At 46.5% G+C, this 18038-nt stretch carries 15 protein-coding genes; 7 read left to right on the top strand and 8 right to left on the bottom strand.

Translation table 11 applies throughout. The features are described 5' to 3' along the window. Positions 1 to 239 precede the first annotated feature (239 nt). The 6 genes from GO003_RS24445 to GO003_RS24470 form a co-directional block, all read right to left on the bottom strand. A complete protein-coding gene (locus GO003_RS24445; protein ID WP_159655952.1) occupies positions 240 to 536 on the bottom strand; it encodes a hypothetical protein in 297 nt (98 codons plus the stop codon). Positions 537 to 607: 71 nt separating this feature from the next. Continuing rightward, on the bottom strand, positions 608 to 6013 hold the full coding sequence (locus GO003_RS24450) for an Ig-like domain-containing protein (RefSeq protein ID WP_159655950.1): 5406 nt from the start codon (positions 6011 to 6013) through the stop codon (positions 608 to 610). 212 nt (positions 6014 to 6225) lie between these two features. After that, positions 6226 to 7002 (bottom strand): RCC1 domain-containing protein, encoded by a 777-nt coding sequence (locus GO003_RS24455; protein ID WP_159658922.1) that lies wholly within the window; start codon positions 7000 to 7002, stop codon positions 6226 to 6228. Between the two features lie 187 nt (positions 7003 to 7189). Beyond that, complete coding sequence (locus tag GO003_RS24460; protein ID WP_159658921.1) at positions 7190 to 7678, bottom strand: hypothetical protein; 489 nt, start codon at positions 7676 to 7678, stop codon at positions 7190 to 7192. A gap of 5 nt (positions 7679 to 7683) precedes the next feature. Next, positions 7684 to 8388, bottom strand: a complete 705-nt coding sequence (gene stbB / locus GO003_RS24465) for a StbB family protein (protein ID WP_159658920.1) — start codon at positions 8386 to 8388, stop codon at positions 7684 to 7686. A gap of 51 nt (positions 8389 to 8439) precedes the next feature. Further along, complete coding sequence (locus GO003_RS24470; RefSeq protein ID WP_159658919.1) at positions 8440 to 8934, bottom strand: hypothetical protein; 495 nt, start codon at positions 8932 to 8934, stop codon at positions 8440 to 8442. Positions 8935 to 10197: 1263 nt separating this feature from the next. On the opposite strand from GO003_RS24470, the gene GO003_RS24475 reads away from it, so the two are divergent. The 6 genes from GO003_RS24475 to GO003_RS24500 all read left to right on the top strand — a co-directional run bounded on the left by GO003_RS24475 (position 10198) and on the right by GO003_RS24500 (position 14774). Then, positions 10198 to 10878 (top strand): antA/AntB antirepressor family protein, encoded by a 681-nt coding sequence (locus tag GO003_RS24475; RefSeq protein WP_159655261.1) that lies wholly within the window; start codon positions 10198 to 10200, stop codon positions 10876 to 10878. Between the two features lie 447 nt (positions 10879 to 11325). Then, positions 11326 to 11664: an antA/AntB antirepressor family protein gene (locus tag GO003_RS24480; RefSeq protein WP_159655263.1), complete on the top strand. Its 339-nt coding sequence runs from the start codon at positions 11326 to 11328 to the stop codon at positions 11662 to 11664. 51 nt (positions 11665 to 11715) lie between these two features. Further along, a complete protein-coding gene (locus GO003_RS24485) occupies positions 11716 to 12657 on the top strand; it encodes a hypothetical protein (RefSeq protein WP_159655265.1) in 942 nt (313 codons plus the stop codon). A gap of 18 nt (positions 12658 to 12675) precedes the next feature. Then, on the top strand, positions 12676 to 13314 hold the full coding sequence (locus tag GO003_RS24490; RefSeq protein ID WP_159655266.1) for an antA/AntB antirepressor family protein: 639 nt from the start codon (positions 12676 to 12678) through the stop codon (positions 13312 to 13314). Between the two features lie 4 nt (positions 13315 to 13318). Further along, positions 13319 to 14257 (top strand): integrase domain-containing protein, encoded by a 939-nt coding sequence (locus GO003_RS24495; RefSeq protein ID WP_159655268.1) that lies wholly within the window; start codon positions 13319 to 13321, stop codon positions 14255 to 14257. After that, positions 14241 to 14774 (top strand): hypothetical protein, encoded by a 534-nt coding sequence (locus tag GO003_RS24500; protein ID WP_159655270.1) that lies wholly within the window; start codon positions 14241 to 14243, stop codon positions 14772 to 14774. Before GO003_RS24495 ends, GO003_RS24500 begins: the two co-directional genes overlap by 17 nt. A 588-nt stretch (positions 14775 to 15362) precedes the next feature. Here GO003_RS24500 and GO003_RS24505 read toward each other — a convergent pair. After that, positions 15363 to 15566: a helix-turn-helix domain-containing protein gene (locus GO003_RS24505; protein WP_206444644.1), complete on the bottom strand. Its 204-nt coding sequence runs from the start codon at positions 15564 to 15566 to the stop codon at positions 15363 to 15365. Continuing rightward, the gene (locus tag GO003_RS24510; RefSeq protein ID WP_159655272.1) at positions 15556 to 15759 is read right to left on the bottom strand and encodes a hypothetical protein; all 204 of its coding nucleotides are present in this window, start codon (positions 15757 to 15759) and stop codon (positions 15556 to 15558) included. The genes GO003_RS24505 and GO003_RS24510 overlap by 11 nt, the downstream gene beginning before the upstream one ends. A 205-nt stretch (positions 15760 to 15964) precedes the next feature. On the opposite strand from GO003_RS24510, the gene GO003_RS24515 reads away from it, so the two are divergent. Beyond that, entirely contained in the window at positions 15965 to 17905 is a 1941-nt protein-coding gene (locus GO003_RS24515) for an IS1634 family transposase (protein ID WP_231089269.1), read from the top strand. Positions 17906 to 18038: the final 133 nt, after the last annotated feature.

The following is an 18038-nucleotide window of genomic DNA, read 5'->3' on the forward strand; positions in this document are numbered from 1 at the left end:
AAACTATGTAAAGCTTCTGAGCTGAGGGGTGTTTGAAACTCCAGTGAAACCAGCCTTTGCCGCAGATGGAAATTTACGGCTATACATAGTTGCACACTATACATAGGGGGCGTAACAAGACGGTATAATCCAACCCAACCAAGCCAAGAGCTATCCGACAGTCAAATTCCAACCACTTGATCAAGTTCAATGATCAAGATTGTCGGCCTTCATTCCAACTTCATTTTGCAGATAGCCGTTTATCTACCATCGCCTTTTCGTTCTCTTTGATAGGCGGCCCTGTCATCTTCAAAAGCGCTATCGATACTCCGCAAGCCATCAGTAAGTGATTGAACCTTTTTTTCTTCGGCAGGCGCGGCTTCAGGATCTTCAATCAAAACAGCGCGAAAACCCTTTTTCATAAAAGCTTCAATCCGTGCTTTGATCACAAGCGGCAATTGCATGGCGAAGAAATCGAATTGCTGTGAAGCGCGTTCGATTAGGGTTTGCGCCTGATTATTTTCAGAATCAGGAGCGGCTCCCTCATTATTTGCCATTGCCGCTCCTGCTATCAAAAGTAGCGATAAGATTAACCCGTGATTAATCAATAAAGCAACGCCACGGCTCATCAATAATTAACATGAATAGACACCGGAACAGATAATTCCTTGGCGTCATCCATGGCAATGATAGTCACTTTGGCAGACTGGGGTTGTCCGGATTTGCTGAAACTGATCCGGTAGGATGTTGAGCCAATCGGTTGGTCGTTTACCCGCCACGAATAACCAATAACTTTGCCGTCAGGATCGGTGCATTTTGATTCAACATAGACAACAAATGAATTTGGTTTTGAGATCAATTCACAGGTGGGCAATTGGTTTTTAGTTAAGTGAATATGTGCATTAGAGGTCATGGTTTTACCCATTTTGCTATGCAGCGTGTAGCTAATGGTGTGGTCACCAGGTTCAGCAATAGTGGTGATCATAAAAGGTCGATTCTGATACTCATCAATGACTGCTCCATCAACAGACCAAGATTGGGCGATAACAGAATCCAGCGGATGACCGCCGGAAACAGTAGGCCTAACCGTGATTGACATAGGGGCCCGATCAGCTAGATTGGACTTTGCAAGCCTGAGTTGAGCTCTATAAGGCACCGGTTCTTCTGCTGAGACCTGCTGATTCAATACGGTTTGATGGCCTCGTTTATCCTTGATGGTAATGGAAACAATGTACTGACCCGCCTGTAAAACTTGGACCATTGCCCTGGAAGGGGAGGCTTCATTACTGCGACCGTTCACACTTTCTGGATATGACCAGTGATAACTAAGCCCCTCAAAGCGGGTATTCATTTTTGGTGCGTCATGAGTGACCTGCAAAGCAAGGTCTGAGGGCGCTTGTGGCGTAAATTGTTTAACGGACACGGTGAAGTTTGGCCAGACATATTGCCATGGCACGTATTTTATAGTGGTTTCTTTAGACGTAGTCTCTTTATAGCCGCTGACCCATGATCGAAAAATCAATGGTTTGGTATCAATCAAATCCTGAGTAGTCGGCGTCCAATCTAGCGTTCGTCCCGATACAGTTTTACCATCAGGTAACTGCCATTCGGTAATCAAGTTATTGACACTTTGGATTGAACCCCATGACGGCCTGGCAGTGCCAGTATAGCGATAAGTCTTGCCCGTTTCGACATTGCGCGGTCCTTGTGCGTTAATAGTCGGGCTGCTCGGGGCTGTAATACCGAGATGGCTACGGATTGTTGTCCAGGAATTAGGGTCTGTTTCACTGGTATTTGAAGGTCTGGATCGTAAGGTGAGTGAGACCTTTCCTTCTGATTGCGGGGTAAATGTAATCGTTTTTCCGGTGAATCTTTCTCTGCCTGTTGACGAGTCAATCGTCCATTGATCAACAGTATCCCGAATGGCTGAACCATTATTTAGATGCTCTGCTGAAAAAGTAACCGGTTGATCTGGGTGGGCGTGGCGAGGGCCTATAATCTTAGCGACAACCTTGGCGTAGGAGAATAATTCAACCGGATCAGAGTAACTTTCTAACAAGGTGTTTTTATTAACCATTTTAACCCGGATCAACTTTTTCCCGGGCGAATCCATAGCCAGGCTATAGGCGAACGTATTGGCAGGATTGTAGTTTATCCACGTAGATCCCTCATCATCGCTTTCATACCAAGTGGCACTCTGGAGAGCGGCACGGTTGTCTAAAGTCATGTTCAGTTTTAAACGGAATGCTTTGGGCCAAGGTGCTTCACGGGTATTTGCAACTACAGTTCCTTGAATAGGAGATCCCTTAACGACTTGCACATAACGCGTTGGTGAAAGCAGTGTGCTTTCAAGCCCCTCAACCGAAGAGACTAACTCGGCAGCAGCGGTTAATTTCATGAAATGATGCCCCGATGGATTGATACGAAAAGTAGCAACTCCATCAACCAAATCCACAGATTCAGTCACCGCCTGTCTATCAGGATCATTGTTGGTCTCGGCTAGAATTTTAACGCGCCAATTACCCATCGTCTCCGGGGTGTATTTAACGCCGTTTTTTAATAACTTACCCACCCTGACCCTAACGGTAATCATTTCCGTGTCAGGCGTTTTTGTCGGCGTGTCGATAGACAGCCGCATGTTACTTTCAGTCCCGCCTACAGCCGTGATCAGGTACTCTTTAAATAGCTGTGGGTAATCTTGCCAGGCAACCCGCAACCTTAAATTCCTTTCTTCCAGCAATTTAAGCTCTGGTGTTGTAACCCAGTAACCGGCGCCATTAGAAACGTTTTCACGCTCGAAATTTTGAGCGCTATCCTGGATGGAAATTTTCATCTTGGCTGCGGTTGTGACGCCCGCTGAAACGATTGCTCGTGTTACCGCTTGGTTGAGGGGAACGTAGTATTTATTGGCAATGATTTTTTGACCCCCTCTAAGGGTTAATTCGGGAGGTGGTAGTTCATTAACGGTAACATCAAAGTGGCTGTTTTGTAAGATCATGCTAGATCCGTTGGGGAAATAGCGTTTTATCGATAAACCCAGGGTCGTTCTACCTATCTTATTTAAAGAGCCTTCTAGTTTATACTGATTAAGGGACAATTTTTTGGTCAAACTGTCTGTGCCGGTAGTCGTGACAAAGCACGCACGTTTACCCCTTGATGCTTCTATTTCAGCAGTTTGTTCGTTGTCAAATAACACACACAACGGTCCTGATAATTGCTTTAATGTTAAATTCAGTTTTTCAATGCCAATGAAAACGTTATTTTTTCCAGTAAATTCGAATTGAGATTGGATAACAGCTGTTACCCTGATGGTTTTAGTGATGGGTTTAGCGTCGTAGCGGACGCCGGATGCCCAACGAGATACCCTCGCTTGTAGTGTGTATTCACCAACAACGTAAGGATAACCCGACAACGTGGGCAAACCTGACGCATCAAAATTGGCTTGCATAGCTTGAATGTTCGTAGTTAATGTCACATAACATTTTTTTGTATCATTCTCGGCTTCGGATTGGACGCTGGTTAATGAGCAATTGGTATTGCGTAATGACTGAAGACTCGCCTGAAGATGGACTTCCCCTTGAGGAATGACTTCATGACTTACATTTAACGCGGGCAAAGTAACGTCTTCAACAGAGAAAGCCTGGGTTTTAAGCTGAGTTCCGGCTGCACCCGTAATGCTGAGTTCAGCCGTGTAGTCACCGACGGTTAGACCGGTTCCAGAGCGAGTCAAGGTGGCATTGTCACCATGAGCAAGCGATGATAAAGGCAAGGTCTCAACCGTTTGAAAACCCTTTTTAATGACTAACGAACCTGTCAAAGGGCCATTGCAGGAATAGGCTTTATAGACGGCTGAATAACGGGGTATCTCGTTGGGCAATAATTTGGGAATATCCAGGGTATTAATAACCGGCGCGGCACAAGACACCACGGTGTTTCTTATCACTTGACCCACCTTAACCATAGCGGTGCCATCGTGCTTAAATACTTCCGCGGTGATGTCATAGTTTCCGGCACCGCTTATAATTCCTGACAGTGCGGGCAAGTCCCCCGTATTATCCCGCACTAATCCAGGCGCTGAAGAGTGTAAGGTCAGATGACACTTAGACGGATCCGTCATTGCCGCAGCCAGATCAGTGGTAAATGGACAATTGATCTGCGTTGGGTGGGTTAATTTAGCCTGTACATGGGTTTCATTAATGATGACCTGTTGCGATGGCGATACCGTCAGATTCGGTAGGTTGATTGCATTAACCGTGAGTAGGGCGGTCCTGCTTGTTGATCCTGAGTCACTTGCTGCGGTCAGGCGAACGATATAAGTTCCAAGGGAAGCTATACCATGACTGAGGAATGGTCTGACTTGGTTAATACCTTTTGGGGTCGACTGGTTAATCCCTGAGACGACCTCGACGCTATTGCCGTCAAGCACATCCAATTTGACGCGACTGTTAGTCGAGCATTCTGGAAAGGAATAAGTGGCATCGGCATAAAAGGGCGCTGCTTGCAAAACCGAACTGACTGGCAGCGATAAGGATGAGATGGTTGGATTATCGCAGAGTACATTGATAGTCCCATTACTCACCAGAGTCGCACCACCCTTATCAGTGACTCTGAACTTAAAGGATAAAGTCCCAGAGAATTTACCGTCGGCAGGGGGCGTGTACAGGAAACTGCCAGAGTCGATAGACAGTGTCCCCGCCGTAGGTTGTTCTGTAATACTGTAAGTAAATGCCTCTGATTTGCCGGCTGTGACATTGGGGTCGATGATTGTTGGGAGGGTAAGATCGCTAGCGACTGTAGATCCAGCCGATAATGTTAGCACCGCAGTGGTGGGCGGTGCATTGGCCCACCCCTCGGCTAGATTGCTTTGGGGACCAATGAGTGAGCCGACGATTACTTTTAACGTATAAAAGTAGGAGGCAACACCTTGGACTGTTGAGTCTTGGTAGCTACTGACGGGTACCGATGTCAGCGTGGCAATCTTGGTAGGGGGCGCTGTTGGACTCGAAGCCCGCCAGATTTCGTAACCCGTTGCATCGGGATGACTGGGCCATTGAAGTCTGATATTGCCGGTTGATGTTCCTTGGCTAGTCGTGACATCAGTCAAAATCGGAACAATCTTGCCAAAACCTACGTCTTGATCAGAGTCCGGACTGAATAATATATTGCCTGGTTGCTCATCATTTTTTGCTACGACTGTATAGAATTGGTGCGTACTGCTCAAACCTGTGTTATGAACAAAACTGGCGGATGTTAAATTAGAAGCCAACAAGCTGCCTTTATCGCCGGACCTGAACGATCGATAAAGATCGTATTTTGTCGCATCCGGGCTCGGCGTCCAGGTAATTAAAATGCGACCATATTCCGTTCCATCGGTTGCATTAAGATTTTGAACTTTGTTCGGTCTGATTAATCCAGTTCGTGTCCAAAATTGAGTGCCATCAGTATGACTTAGGCCGTGCAAACCCGTTGGATTGTCTCCCGTAACCCAAATAGTGCCGTTGGTCCTTAACGCGAGCGAATGGTAAATGCCAATTGAAGTAAAAGAAACTTGATCGAAAACTTGTTTCCAGTAAGGGGTAAAAGTCGATCCATCACCGTTTTGTCCGGTTGAAGTTCCTCTGCCGGCGGACCAGAGAGAGCCGTCATTCAGGGTAGCAAGAACCACATTGTTTACCGACAAAGCGCCTTCTGTTGCGGAAACATCCTTAACATTATCCAGAACTTTACGAAATGCCGTTGTTGTAAAACGACCCGAGCCATCAGGTAGATTGGTATTACCTCTGAACGCCCACAGGCTGTTGTCGTATCGTAACGACAAAATCACATAACTATTAACGCAACTAGAGCCACAGTTCCCATAGACGACAGTTTGTATCTTTTTAATACCGGTTGATCTTTGTGTTGAGCCTTCGAACAAACTACCATCATTTCTGAGGGTAACAATAACCGGCGTGGTGCCCGATAGCACAGAGGTGATTTGCTTAATATTCGTATGCGGGGAGTCGCTATTTTTGCGAAAGCTTGTTTTGGGCATCCCAGCCCAATCAAGCAGCAAAAATTACGCGACCACTGATGCCTCCGGCGGCCCCGATTCGTCCGCGTCGCCTCGTTTCGACCCAACAAGGGGTCGAAACATTGGCTCTCGCATGACTTAACGCCGTTTCGCGATGCCTTGCAGGTTTTCTCCGCAAGCTCCGAAAACCCGCCCGGCGCTACGGCTATCGGGGACTAAAAATCTTCACTTCGCTAAAGCTCCGTTTCCAAGATTTTCAGCGAGAGTGTTGGTGCCCAATTTGTGGCCTGGGTACCGGTATAAGCAACGCCTGAAACAACGGCCCAAAAAGTTGATTTATTGTAGTTGGTATGCAGGGATGAAACGCCAGTCAATATTTGCTGCCAAGTGTTTGAATAACCGCTTCCTGTCGCCCAGAGTGTGCCGTTGGTTTTCAACGCGAACGACACGGAGGCTCCGGCAAGCATATCGGAAACACCGGTCAATACGGGTTTGAAAACTGTCGATTGAGACACTGTTCCGTCGCCCAGTTGACCGTTAGCATTTAAACCGGATGCAAACAATCGTCCGTCCGCTTTTAACGCTAAACTATGATGATTACCTGCAGAGATTTTGGTGTATCCATTAGCAACGGTTGGACCTAATGATTGTGCGGGTAATTTTTGATAGCCATAATCGATATTACTCCACGTTCCAGCTGCGTTTCTAATTCGGTAGCCATAGGTGACCCCATTATCTGCAGAAGTATCCTGGTAGGTTTTAGTAGTAACCGTGGCGATTTGCGTCATGATCCCATTAACCCCCAAAGCCCGATAAATTCTATAGGTGGACGAGGCCGTGTCTTGCCATTGAAGAGCAATGCCGTTAGCTTGGCTACCCTTTGTTGCCGTTAGACCGGTAGGCGCTGCATGAGCGACAAACGAGTAACAAGACGTCAATAAAAGCAGAGCGGCAAACAACCTTGCCTTATTGACACACTTTAAAACACGCACAACTAAGCTTTTTTGCATGGCGATACTCCAACAACCTTAAATCATCTATTAAGCTTCTATTAAGCTACACAATTTGATTTTCAAGTGGGTTGAAAGAGGTGCTTTTTAGTGCGCCTTTTGAGGGCGCAAAGTGATTAAAAGTCTTGGCGTAAAAAAACCGGACACTAAAAAATCAGCTCCGGTCTTTAGGTTGGGGTCATCAGCACTAATACGCTTGCTCAATCTTCGACTTGCTTTTTTCGTCCAACTCATTCCACACCGCCATTACCGCCCTTCCGATTGCGGCCTGTTCAGCCTGTTCTCTACCAAACAGCCAATACGATCCGTAAACACTGATTGCCGATGCCGTAATGGCGATTGTCAGAGCGATTAAAACTTGCGATCGCACTGACAAGCCGTCCGCACGTTCTACCTCATTGACCATCCGATTGACGGTTTTGGTCACGGCCGTATTCAGCTTGGCTTCGAAGACTTTTTTTTCCCGGTCGGCCACCCTGGAAAATTCGGCCTGTTTTTCGAGGGCATGGCTGTCTACCCGAGCAATCGAAGCGACCAGCTTATTTTCCAGTTCAGCAACGAGAGGCATGAATTTAGCTTCAACTTCGCCGATCTGTTGAATCAGGATGCTAATTTCATCAATGGCTTCAATAAGCAGTGCTGCCCTTTTTCCCCGTCCAGGCCTTATCTCGTTCACGCTCATTAGCCGAATAGCTCGGCGAAACAGTCGTCAAGATTTTTGCTAACGTGCTTAGCAAGGCATTTCAGCCCATACATATCGATCCAGTGATCACGTTGTTTTTGATCCGCCTCTTTGTTTTCGCGCAGAAGCGCCCTGTAATCCTTGTTATCTTCCTGCAATTTTTTAATCGTCATTTTTTTTATCGCCAGTTCGTCAAATAGCTCACTTTCAAAAATAAGCGCTTTGTTGTTGATTGGTATGTTATTTTTTTTTGTGTAATTCAATAATACGAGAAATTCTTCTTCAACATTTGATTCTACCCGGTTAAATATGAGTCGTATTTTACTGTCAGGTATGCCGAATTCCTTTAGCGTCATGATCATCGAAATGGTTTCTCTCTGCTCCTTCGTGCCGCTTGTCACCGGTATAACAAAGAAATTAATTTCCTCATGCGTCGCACTGAACCGATTCATTCCATTAAGAAAGTTTTCGATATTCGATGTCCCTACATCAATAATCGGTGCATCCGTATCAATTATTTTCCTAAATATCTCTTTAAATTTATCAGCCTTAATTTGATCAACTTTTATTCCAATACCGGCTGCCGATTCATTAAAACTTTCTACCGCAATTATCGAAGAGTTATTTATGCGTGGCAGGAGCAAATGCGAGGCGATTGTGGTTTTTCCAACAGTACCAGTGTAATTCATAACGACGACTTTCATTTATTGATTACCTTTATAAAATTTAAAAATATTTTTATAATTAAATGTTGCTCAATCATAATTACCATTAAGATCATCATCTAATTCTTTTAGCGTTTTTTCTCTAATTTTCCTTATGTCATCCGGAGTATGATATTTTTTAGAGTCATCTTCTTTAATATCGACTCTATCATTGGTATTCTCTTTATCCATAAGATGGGCTTGGTCGCTTATGATCGATTTATCATTATTTCCATTATCAACATATGGATATACTTGATTAATAATATTATCTGATATAAGGTCTGTATAACTATTTTTTCGAGTAACGCCCTTTTGTTTTCTTTCTTTTCTGATGCGGTATAAGTTTTTGTCGAAGGATTGAAGAGTTATCCTTCGATCATAAGTTTCGTTCAGCTTTTTCAGTATTATTTCTCTCGTCACACCCGAGGCTAGTGATGTCTCAATCTGATCGTACAGAGTCCGCATTAACATCGTTCCGCTCTTGTTCCCCATATCAACTTTTAATCCTTCTAGTACTTTGAGCCCTTCTTCTTTTGTTTTCAAATCGTTCTCCCTTATCTCTAGTCCGACACTTGTCCGGCTAATGTCCTATGCGCGTCCAGCATCTGTCTAGCGCATGGCTTAATACCGTACTAATAGCAACGCATGCTTGACTGCTAAATTTCACTAATTCGTCGTGCGGATGTCTTACTTCAAGCTTACACACAGCCAAACGCGTTTGCTCGACCGAAAGACGCGGTTTTTCGGCCTCTTTCGATTTTGTGGTGCATGCCAGTTGACAATCTCTGGAGGATCATTAGAAAATTGAAGTTCGTTGATGGGTTTTGTGCAGCAGGATGCCTCTATCCCGATAAGTCGTGCTACGGGAGCACGCTAAACAGATCCGAGATCCCCCGGACCGCTAAGGCGGCAGGAAGCCACCGGGACCCTTCTTTACCGGCAAAATAGCCGGAAAATCATCGCGCCCAAGTTGCGTCCACTGATCGCATAAATGTTATGCGTCAGTATAATTATCCTATATTTTAGTAAGTTGTGCTTTGAGGCGTTGTTTTCACGCACATTAATCCAAAATTCAATTACCCTGAAAGAACGGGTGAATTTTTAACCCTTGCACGCAAGATCAGTCCGTAAGACGGCGCCTTTGCGTCCCACCCGGAAATCGGCCAAAATTTTTTCCCCCGCCGCTTTTTCTCAACATAGACACTTTAGTCTTTGTTCATTCCAAGCCAAATTTCCCAAAAGAAACAGCGGCTTACCAACTCCACGCATCCAAATTCCATTTAGGAAAAGTTGGGATTCGCTGGATTTTCACGTTGAAACCGCTCAGAACGAGGCAGCGCCTGTCCATAGAAAATGTATGGCAGCCCGATTGACACCCACCTGCACGGCGTAATTTCAGCAATTTTTCGCCTCGCGCGGCGTCGAAACAAATAGCGCACTGACGCCCTTTTACCTGTAGCCCTGCTGGGAGGCTGTTCCCAAGCACCTTATGCTCACCCCGTCGAGAGAAGTGTGTCCGCAGAAAAAGAGGCGTTGGTGGAATCCCCTTAGGATTTCACCAGGAGCCGGGTTACGCCTGCTCTCGACGTAAAAGAACAATAGGTCACACCCCGGCTCCACACCGGAGCGGCCGATAGCTCGTGCGTGCACGGGTTATCGGCTGCTGCGGTGTGGGGCTGATCGCCAATTTTGACGACAAGGTAGTGAAAACGAAAGAAGCCGAAAAACCGCGTCTTTCGCTATAACCGATCTTGGTCTAAAGCAATATGCTGCCCACTTCTAATTCCAAAATCTATAGGAACTTTTATGAGCAAAGTGGTAAAAACGATTGATAATAAAGGCCTTATTCCCGTAGTTGACGGCGAAATCGCCGGCATCAAGCAACTTGTGGTGGACGGGAGGACGCTCCACGCGACTATGGGAGTCAGTCGTGACTTCACGACCTGGATGAAAAAGCGCATTTCCGACTACGGGTTTCAGAAAGGTGTTGACTACCTACTCACCAAAACGGGGGAGCAGCTTCCAAGTGGCACAAAATATTCCTGCGACTACACCCTCACCCTCGAAATGGCCAAGGAATTGGCAATGATTGAACGTAATGACATGGGCAGGAAAATTCGGCGCTATTTCATCCAATGCGAACGGGACCTACTGATGAATCAGTGTGCGAATATGCAACGTAACGAAAAAATTGCCGAGCGAGACAGGGAAAAGGAAGATCGGGAGTTTTGTCACTTGCATGAATTAACGATTTCACGCGTTCTTTACTGGGCCATAAAAAAACGCGACCACATTTACCAGCCCGGTATGGATCATGATCTACTGTTTTCGATTCTTGAAGATATTCAGGCCTCCATTTATAAAGAACATATTCGCAGCTTTAAAAGAAAATTCCCGTTTGCATATTCGTCCGAATATTTTTTAGAAATGAAATCATTCATTAAAAATTGGACGCCAGTATTTTTCACAAATAGCTCAGCACCCTAAAAACGAACGAAAAGGCGCTTAAAAGTCGATCCTTTTGATGTTGCTAAGTCGTCAATAAAAATAATATATTCAATTTTTCGACACTTATATTATGAATAATGATCCTTACGACTAAAGAAAAAGACTCAAATGATAACGAAATCCTTACCCTATCAAATGACCTGTCAACTGTTATTTTTGATCGGATAAAATACTGGTCAGAAATCAGGCTTGGCATGAGTGATATAACTGATTTCAATTCAGAAACAATAGCCTTAATGAAAACTGAAATCGAGAACGATTTAATAGAAGAGTTATCGAACGCTATCCGCCTCAACTTGAATGATGAATATATTCCATTGCAAAGCCTTATTTACTTTATAAACAACTTTCAACCCAAGTTCTATCTAAATAGGCATTAAATAAAAGTTACCAATATACCTAACATTAATTATAGGGTTTTTTATTATGTCCCAACAAAATAAATCATTATTAGCATCTAAAAAAATTGATATCGACAAATCGGTGATATACAGAAGACTAAAGGGATCAAATACGCCGTTGGATATCTTACTCGACTGGCATGTTCTTCATAAAATCCTTCAAACCGAAACTGATTTTTCACAGTGGATTCGTTCTATCATTCAAGAGTACCGATACGTTCAGGGTGAGGATTACTTTTTAGAAGAAAACCACTATGCCTACATTACGTTAGATATGGCAAAAGAGATCTGCTTACTCAACAAAAGTGAAGCCGGCATGTCGCTCCGTCGCACACTGATAACGTTAACCTCGACTATCAATTAGCGTTTCATGCTAGATCTGATTTTCATCGAATCCTTTGCATAGCCTCGCTTAATGGACAAAACGCTTACACACCACAAAGTACGCCGTCATCCTTTGTATAAAAGCGGCGAAGAAGCCTTAACGCGCCTTCCGGCTTGTCCATTACAAAAGCGACCGGTACTGATCAATCATTGGTTACGTTTTTGCGTATGGTCAACTACCCAAGACGGTAATCAGCTTGACAGCATTGTATCGGTTACCCGTGATCACGTTATCCGCTACGGACAGTATTTAAAATCCGAATTCGACCTCGGAAAACGCTTAAGCACAGCCGGTGCGGCCAGTAGCTTATCTTTTGTGAATGCGGTCATGAGGCTGATGGACAACGACTGGCAAACCGTAGGCGCAGTAACCGACTGCGGCATCCAACCTTGTTCCCATATCCCCACTAACAAACTGCAGCTAGACAAAAACGGTCTCCCCGATAGTGAAAGCCTTGCCGGTTACCTACTCGAACTCCAGTCGGTCCTTGGCGTTACCGTGAGAGAAGCGTTGCTTCTTGATTTGAAAAAATCGCTCATAGAAGGTCGAACAACAGGATTTGTAACGGTAACGCACTATCAAAACGGTGTGAGACGAAAAGTTCCGTGTCGACCCGCAGCGATCAAAGCACTGGGCAGCGGCATAGCGGCCAGACGCTTGCAGAAGCGGTTGCCCAAAAAATGGGCATTTGATGATTTTCTCGCAGCGCACAACAAACTTGCGGCCAGAAAAGGTTACTCCACCAATACTGCCCGTGGTCACTACGCTCGCGATCGGTACCGAGAACTGACCGGCGTCGAGCCACCGATTCTTTCCGAACTTAGCCCAACTGACCATTGGCACGCCATTGCTCAGCATACCAATAAGACATTATCCGAAGCGAAAGGACTCGACAAAAATTCTCGTCATGCAATAGCCAAGGAACTGGGCTTATTAGGTATCGAGACCGTATCGTCTTTTTTAGACAAGTGATTTCAACAAAGGTATTCCATGAAGACAATAAACAAAAGCAAGGACAATTCAGCCCCCGTACCAGTGTTTAGCGTCAAGCTACGTGGCATTGTTGTTTGGTCAGTGAGTGCGCGAGACCTGCACGCCGCCCTGAAGTTGAAAGGCAGGCCGACCTATGAAGAGTGGATTAACGCCAAAATCGTCACTCATCGACTTATTGAAGGCCGAGATTACGTGTTCTCCAGAATCCGTATCGGACAAGGACGCTGGTTAAACGACTACTTCGTAACGCTGTCGATGGCGCAAGGATTGTGCCTGTCCGAAGGCTATTGGTCGGGTGGTGCCGTAAGAAAAGCGCTGATGGAAACCGAGATCACGATCAACCGAAAACACTACATGCACCATAAAAACCAAGCCAAGCAGGCAGAGGTTCATATGCTAATGGAGCATAGATCATTGTACTGGTCGCACATCAAGCTTGAAATGCTTTTGGCTACCGGCTCGACATGCGCATCCGGATCGCTTCATGCCAATGTTCTTATAGCCGCACAATTATTACGAGATGAACTAAGCCACGATCTCAGGACAGAACTTTTTTCCGGGAAAACCAGCTATAAAGATCAACGTCAATTTATCGAGCACTGGAAACCCGCGTTTACTTTGGCGTTAGAGAGTTAACAACGTGAGTCGAAATTATGATATCGGCAGCCGGGACATGTTTACGGCGGGCAGAATGCTATTGAAAGACCGTTCGTTGAATGGGTTCAAAACCCAATCCGATTACATCGACCGCTGGCGACTGTTTACCGTGTACGCCGAAGCAAAGGGCGTAAAGAAAATGGAGCAGGTGACGGCGTCCTTCGTGATCGACTATGGCCGGCACTTGCAAAAGCAATTGGAAGCCGGCGTCTATTCCAGCGCATCGGCGCCGAAAAACTATGTGTCGACCGTCAATTGCGTTATGCGCCTGGCTACCGGCGGACAATGGAAAACGGTTCGCCCGAGCAAAGATTGTGGCATCGAACGCAGAAAATACATTCCCAAGACCTCCAAAGCCTTACCTGAAGCTAAACACCAAGCGGTTCAGCACGCGATCGATGACCGGCTGGCGAGAATCATGGATCTGCAACGGACGCTGGGTTTGCGTTTCAAAGAAAGTTGCCTCTTTGACGCCAATGCCGCTTTGAAGCAACTCGGCAAATTCGGTTTCATCACCATCCAATCAGGAACCAAAGGTGGCCGACCCAGACGATTACCGTGCGATGACGAAATGCGGAAAGTAATCGAAGCGGCGGCGGAGATTCAATCGGGAAGATCGATGATCCCAAAAGAGATGACCTATCTCAAATTCCGCCAGGAATGCTACCAACAAGCCAAAGCCAACGACATGTCCTTTCATCCCGAGCGCCACGCCTTTGCTCAGAAGCGTTACCGAGAATTGGTAAAAGCGCCTTGTCCACTGGAAGCCGGCTGGGAACATAAAGGTCGAATTGGCAAGCTTGCCGAATACCTGTCCATTTCCGAGACGGAAGCCAAGCGTATTGACGAGGAAGCACGCCTCAAAATCTCCATGGAATTAGGTCATTCTCGCGTGGAGATCAGCAATGCGTACCTGGGCTAAAGAACTCGAATCGCACACCCACGATTATGTGCGCCGCGGTGGCAAGCAGAATCGTCAAAAGCAGGTTTCTTTGATCATCAACTTCCTGGAATTCATTGATACCCAAGAGGGACTGACATCGCTTCAGCGCTTAGGCAAACGCCACGTCATCAATTTCTGGAAAGCCCATCGAGACCTACCTGAAAAATCGGCTTACGATTACTGGTTAGGGTTATGCCAGCTGTGGAGTTGGCTTGGCAAATCGGAAAAGCCGCCACGGCCGCATAAAATGGCCGCTCAATCCGATAGTCCGGAAGCCCAAAAAGATCAAGCCCATGCGGCGTTGTCCTTTACCGAATTCTCCGCGGCCATCAAGGCGGCGCGTGCGGCGAAACGCCTGCCGATTCTCAAGCTTGCGAACTTGTCCGGTTGTGATCCAATACTCATTAATGAAATTGAGTCTGGCAAATACGGATCAGCCGCTGTTAGGGACATAGAGAATTTGTTGAGAGTTTTAAAAATAAAATTAACGAGATAAGACAGATAAGAATATTTAACTTCGGGTTGTTGCCCGGAAAATCTGGTGGTGGCGGACTAGCCAAAAGCCCACCGAAACGACTCTGACTCGAGCAGACATGATCCATGTAGAGAACATCGTCCTTTAGTGCGTAGATTATGTCAATTCGCCAAAAAGGGAATATTTGCAAAAACTACTGCCTGTAGTATAGTGAATTTAGAACTGACACTAAATGTCGGTGTCTTTCCCGTGCGTGCGTGGGTTATCGTGTGCTGTAATCGGCATTAGTCACTTGAGCAAGGTCTTTCCCGTGCGTGCGCGGGTTATCGCGACTATGAGCGAATCCAAGCAATCGCGTCTCAGTCTTTCCCGTGCGTGCACGGGTTATCGTCCGCAGGGCGCTAGTAAGAGGTAGCACCCAATGTCTTTCCCGTGCGTGCGCGGGTTATCGCAACTTAGGATCGCAGCCTAAAAAGCTTCGAGTCTTTCCCGTACTTGCACCTGTCATTTTGTGCAATCCGATGAACATTCAGTGTTGAACGCCCATCCATCTAAAAACACACCCCAAAAAAACGGGTATCCGATAAGAATCGTGTGGAAACTGAAAAATCACTTTCGCCCATTGTTCATCGCAGATTTTATGGTAAAAAGCTCAAAAAACGCCGGATGCATAACTCTATCGCCTTTTTCCCAGTGCTGCCAAGTACGCAACTCAGAGTAAATCAATGATGCCGCCTGTGATTGGGTTAAACCAGCGTCCATGCGGGATTTTTTGATTTGTTCTGTGGATGGTGATTGCATGTTATTCGCCATCGGGATTTCTCAATTTTCCTATGATCTGACGGGCATTATAGGTTTGGTTGTATCCGGTATTTTTATCGCATGTATCAATTAACAATTCATTGTCACCTTGAAGCTCTGTTAACGATAGAGCCATTATTTCTACACCGTTTTTATCAGTAATCACCAATACGTCGCCTAAATTTAATGTTGTTCGCTTAATCATGACAAACTCCTTTTACTGCTTCGAACAATTCTAAAGTATCGCTAAACAATACGCCCATTGGGCGTATATTTCAATTACAAATTCCACAAGGTTTTACCCTAACTTCGTCACTCAAACCTCTCTAAGTCATTGATATTTTGATTTCTGGCGATTTTTTGAAAAAAAGTCCTTTAAAATCAATGGCCAATTTTGTCAATCTAATGTAGTGCCATTATTTTTTGCGCTTGGTGTTGATTTTCTGCACCGGTTGCCGCACGCTATCGGCATGTATATTCGAAAAACCAAAACAAAAACCCTGGATGATGGCGAAGCCTACTTTACCTACCGACTGGTTGAATCGGTGCGTGAAGGGCAGCAGGTCAAACAGCGTACCCTGCTGAATCTCGGCAAAGACTTTGCCATTGAGCCTCAGTATTGGCCGTTGTTGACGGCCCGAATTGAACAACTGCTACAAGACGCGCAAGCGCAGCAAGTCGAAGTGTTTACCCTGGCGGATGAGATCGGCGTATTACTGGAAACCGCTGCCCAACGATACAGCCGTTTAATCGTGCATAAACTGGCGCAGCCGCTTGAGCCTCCGACGGCGGATTATCAACGCGTGGACATCAACCGCGTGGATGCAGTTGAAAGCCGCAGTATCGGCACGGAAACCTTGGCCTTGCATGCGGTCGATCAATTGCAAGTGGAGCAGAAGCTGACCGCGCTGGGGTTTAATGGTGTCGATCGTGCAGCCGTCTTGGGCAGCATAATCGGCCGCATGGTGTCACCGGGCAGCGAATCACACACGCATCAGTGGTTACAGTCATGCAGCGCGCTGGGGGAGTTACTGGATCACGACTTTGGCAGCACCAGCCTGACCCGGTTGTACAAGGTAAGCGACCAACTGCTCAAGCACCAGAGCGCATTGGAAGGCTTTTTGGCGGATCAGGAGCAAACACTGTTTGATCTGAACCGGTGTATCGTTCTGTACGATTTGACCAACACCTACTTCGAAGGCCAGTGCGCCGGCAATCCGAAAGCCCAGTTTGGGCGTTCCAAAGAAAAACGCAGTGATTGCCCCTTGGTGACACTGGGCTTGGTGCTGGATGGCGATGGCTTTCCGCTCGGTAGCCAAGTCTTTCCTGGCAATGCCAGCGAACCGGCCACCCTGAAAACCCTGCTGGAAGGCCTGCAAGGCAAAAACCCGTTAGCGACGCCTAAGCCCGTCATTATCCTGGATGCCGGCATTGCCAGTGCCGACAATATCGCCTGGTTAGTCAAGCACGCTTATCGCTATATCGTGGTCAGCCGTGAGCGTCAGGTTAAAGACCCGCGCGAACAGGACAGCGCGCTGTTGATTCGCGACACAGGCCGTAGCCAGGTCCGGGTTTACAGGGACCTCGATGCGGACAGCGGCGAAATCCGCCTCTATTGCTACTCCGAACAGAAGGCCAAAAAGGAGCACGCCATCCGCAACCGCTTCCATGAACGCCTGGAAGCCGCACTGACTCAATTGCAAGCCGGCTTGAGTCAAAAAGGCACGGTGAAAAACTATGTCAAAATCCTGGAACGCATCGGCCGCCTACGCGAAAAAAACAGCCGCGTGGCCCAAGACTATCAGATTGACGTGACCCCGGACGCCGCGCACAAAAACGCCGTTGCCATCGCCTGGCAGCGTCAAGCACCTAGCGCTGAAAAAGACCGCCAATGCGGGGTGTATTGTCTGCGCAGCAACATGCCGAACTGGTCGGAAGAGCAGTTGTGGACCACCTACGTCATGCTCACCGAGATCGAAGCCACCTTTAGAAGCCTGAAAACCGAACTGGGCTTGCGTCCCGTGTATCACCAGAAAGAAGACCGCGTCACCGGGCACCTCTTCATTACCCTACTGGCCTATCACTTGGTGCACACCCTGCGCCATCAATTAAAGCTTAAGGGCATCCATTTGAGCTGGGACAGCATTCGCACCCTTATGTCCACTCAACAACGGGTCACGCTCATTTTGCCCACCGACGCACAGACCCTCATCTATCTGCGCACCACGACACGTGCCGAAGTTCAGCAACAAGAAATCTACGCCGCGTTAGGCATCAAAGCCGATCCGCTAGGCAAACGTAAAACCAGCGTGAGCTGCAAAAAATCCGTAGTGCCAACTGACAGCGGATAAAATTTTTAACTGATTGAAATAGCAGGAAATTGCGTTTTTAGGTGACGAAGTTAGGTTACGATTACCAAAAAAAACTAAAGGGTCATTTTTAGCCCTTCTTTCGGTCTCGCATTACATCGTCATAATCAGTCAA

Origin of the sequence: Methylicorpusculum oleiharenae, from assembly GCF_009828925.2 — a bacterium.
Taxonomy (GTDB): Bacteria; Pseudomonadota; Gammaproteobacteria; order Methylococcales; family Methylomonadaceae; genus Methylicorpusculum; species Methylicorpusculum oleiharenae.

Bases quoted from the DNA above. Each gene is read 5' to 3' on its own strand.
- GO003_RS24480 (WP_159655263.1), top strand. From the start codon at position 11,326: ATGTCCCAACAAAATAAATCATTATTAGCATCTAAAAAAATTGATATC.
- GO003_RS24455 (WP_159658922.1), bottom strand. From the start codon at position 7,002: ATGCAAAAAAGCTTAGTTGTGCGTGTTTTAAAGTGTGTCAATAAGGCA.
- GO003_RS24445 (WP_159655952.1), bottom strand. From the start codon at position 536: ATGGCAAATAATGAGGGAGCCGCTCCTGATTCTGAAAATAATCAGGCG.
- stbB (WP_159658920.1), bottom strand. From the start codon at position 8,388: ATGAAAGTCGTCGTTATGAATTACACTGGTACTGTTGGAAAAACCACA.
- GO003_RS24500 (WP_159655270.1), top strand. From the start codon at position 14,241: ATGCGTACCTGGGCTAAAGAACTCGAATCGCACACCCACGATTATGTG.
- GO003_RS24490 (WP_159655266.1), top strand. From the start codon at position 12,676: ATGAAGACAATAAACAAAAGCAAGGACAATTCAGCCCCCGTACCAGTG.
- GO003_RS24485 (WP_159655265.1), top strand. From the start codon at position 11,716: ATGGACAAAACGCTTACACACCACAAAGTACGCCGTCATCCTTTGTAT.
- GO003_RS24450 (WP_159655950.1), bottom strand. From the start codon at position 6,013: ATGCCCAAAACAAGCTTTCGCAAAAATAGCGACTCCCCGCATACGAAT.
- GO003_RS24505 (WP_206444644.1), bottom strand. From the start codon at position 15,566: ATGGCGAATAACATGCAATCACCATCCACAGAACAAATCAAAAAATCC.
- GO003_RS24510 (WP_159655272.1), bottom strand. From the start codon at position 15,759: ATGATTAAGCGAACAACATTAAATTTAGGCGACGTATTGGTGATTACT.
- GO003_RS24475 (WP_159655261.1), top strand. From the start codon at position 10,198: ATGAGCAAAGTGGTAAAAACGATTGATAATAAAGGCCTTATTCCCGTA.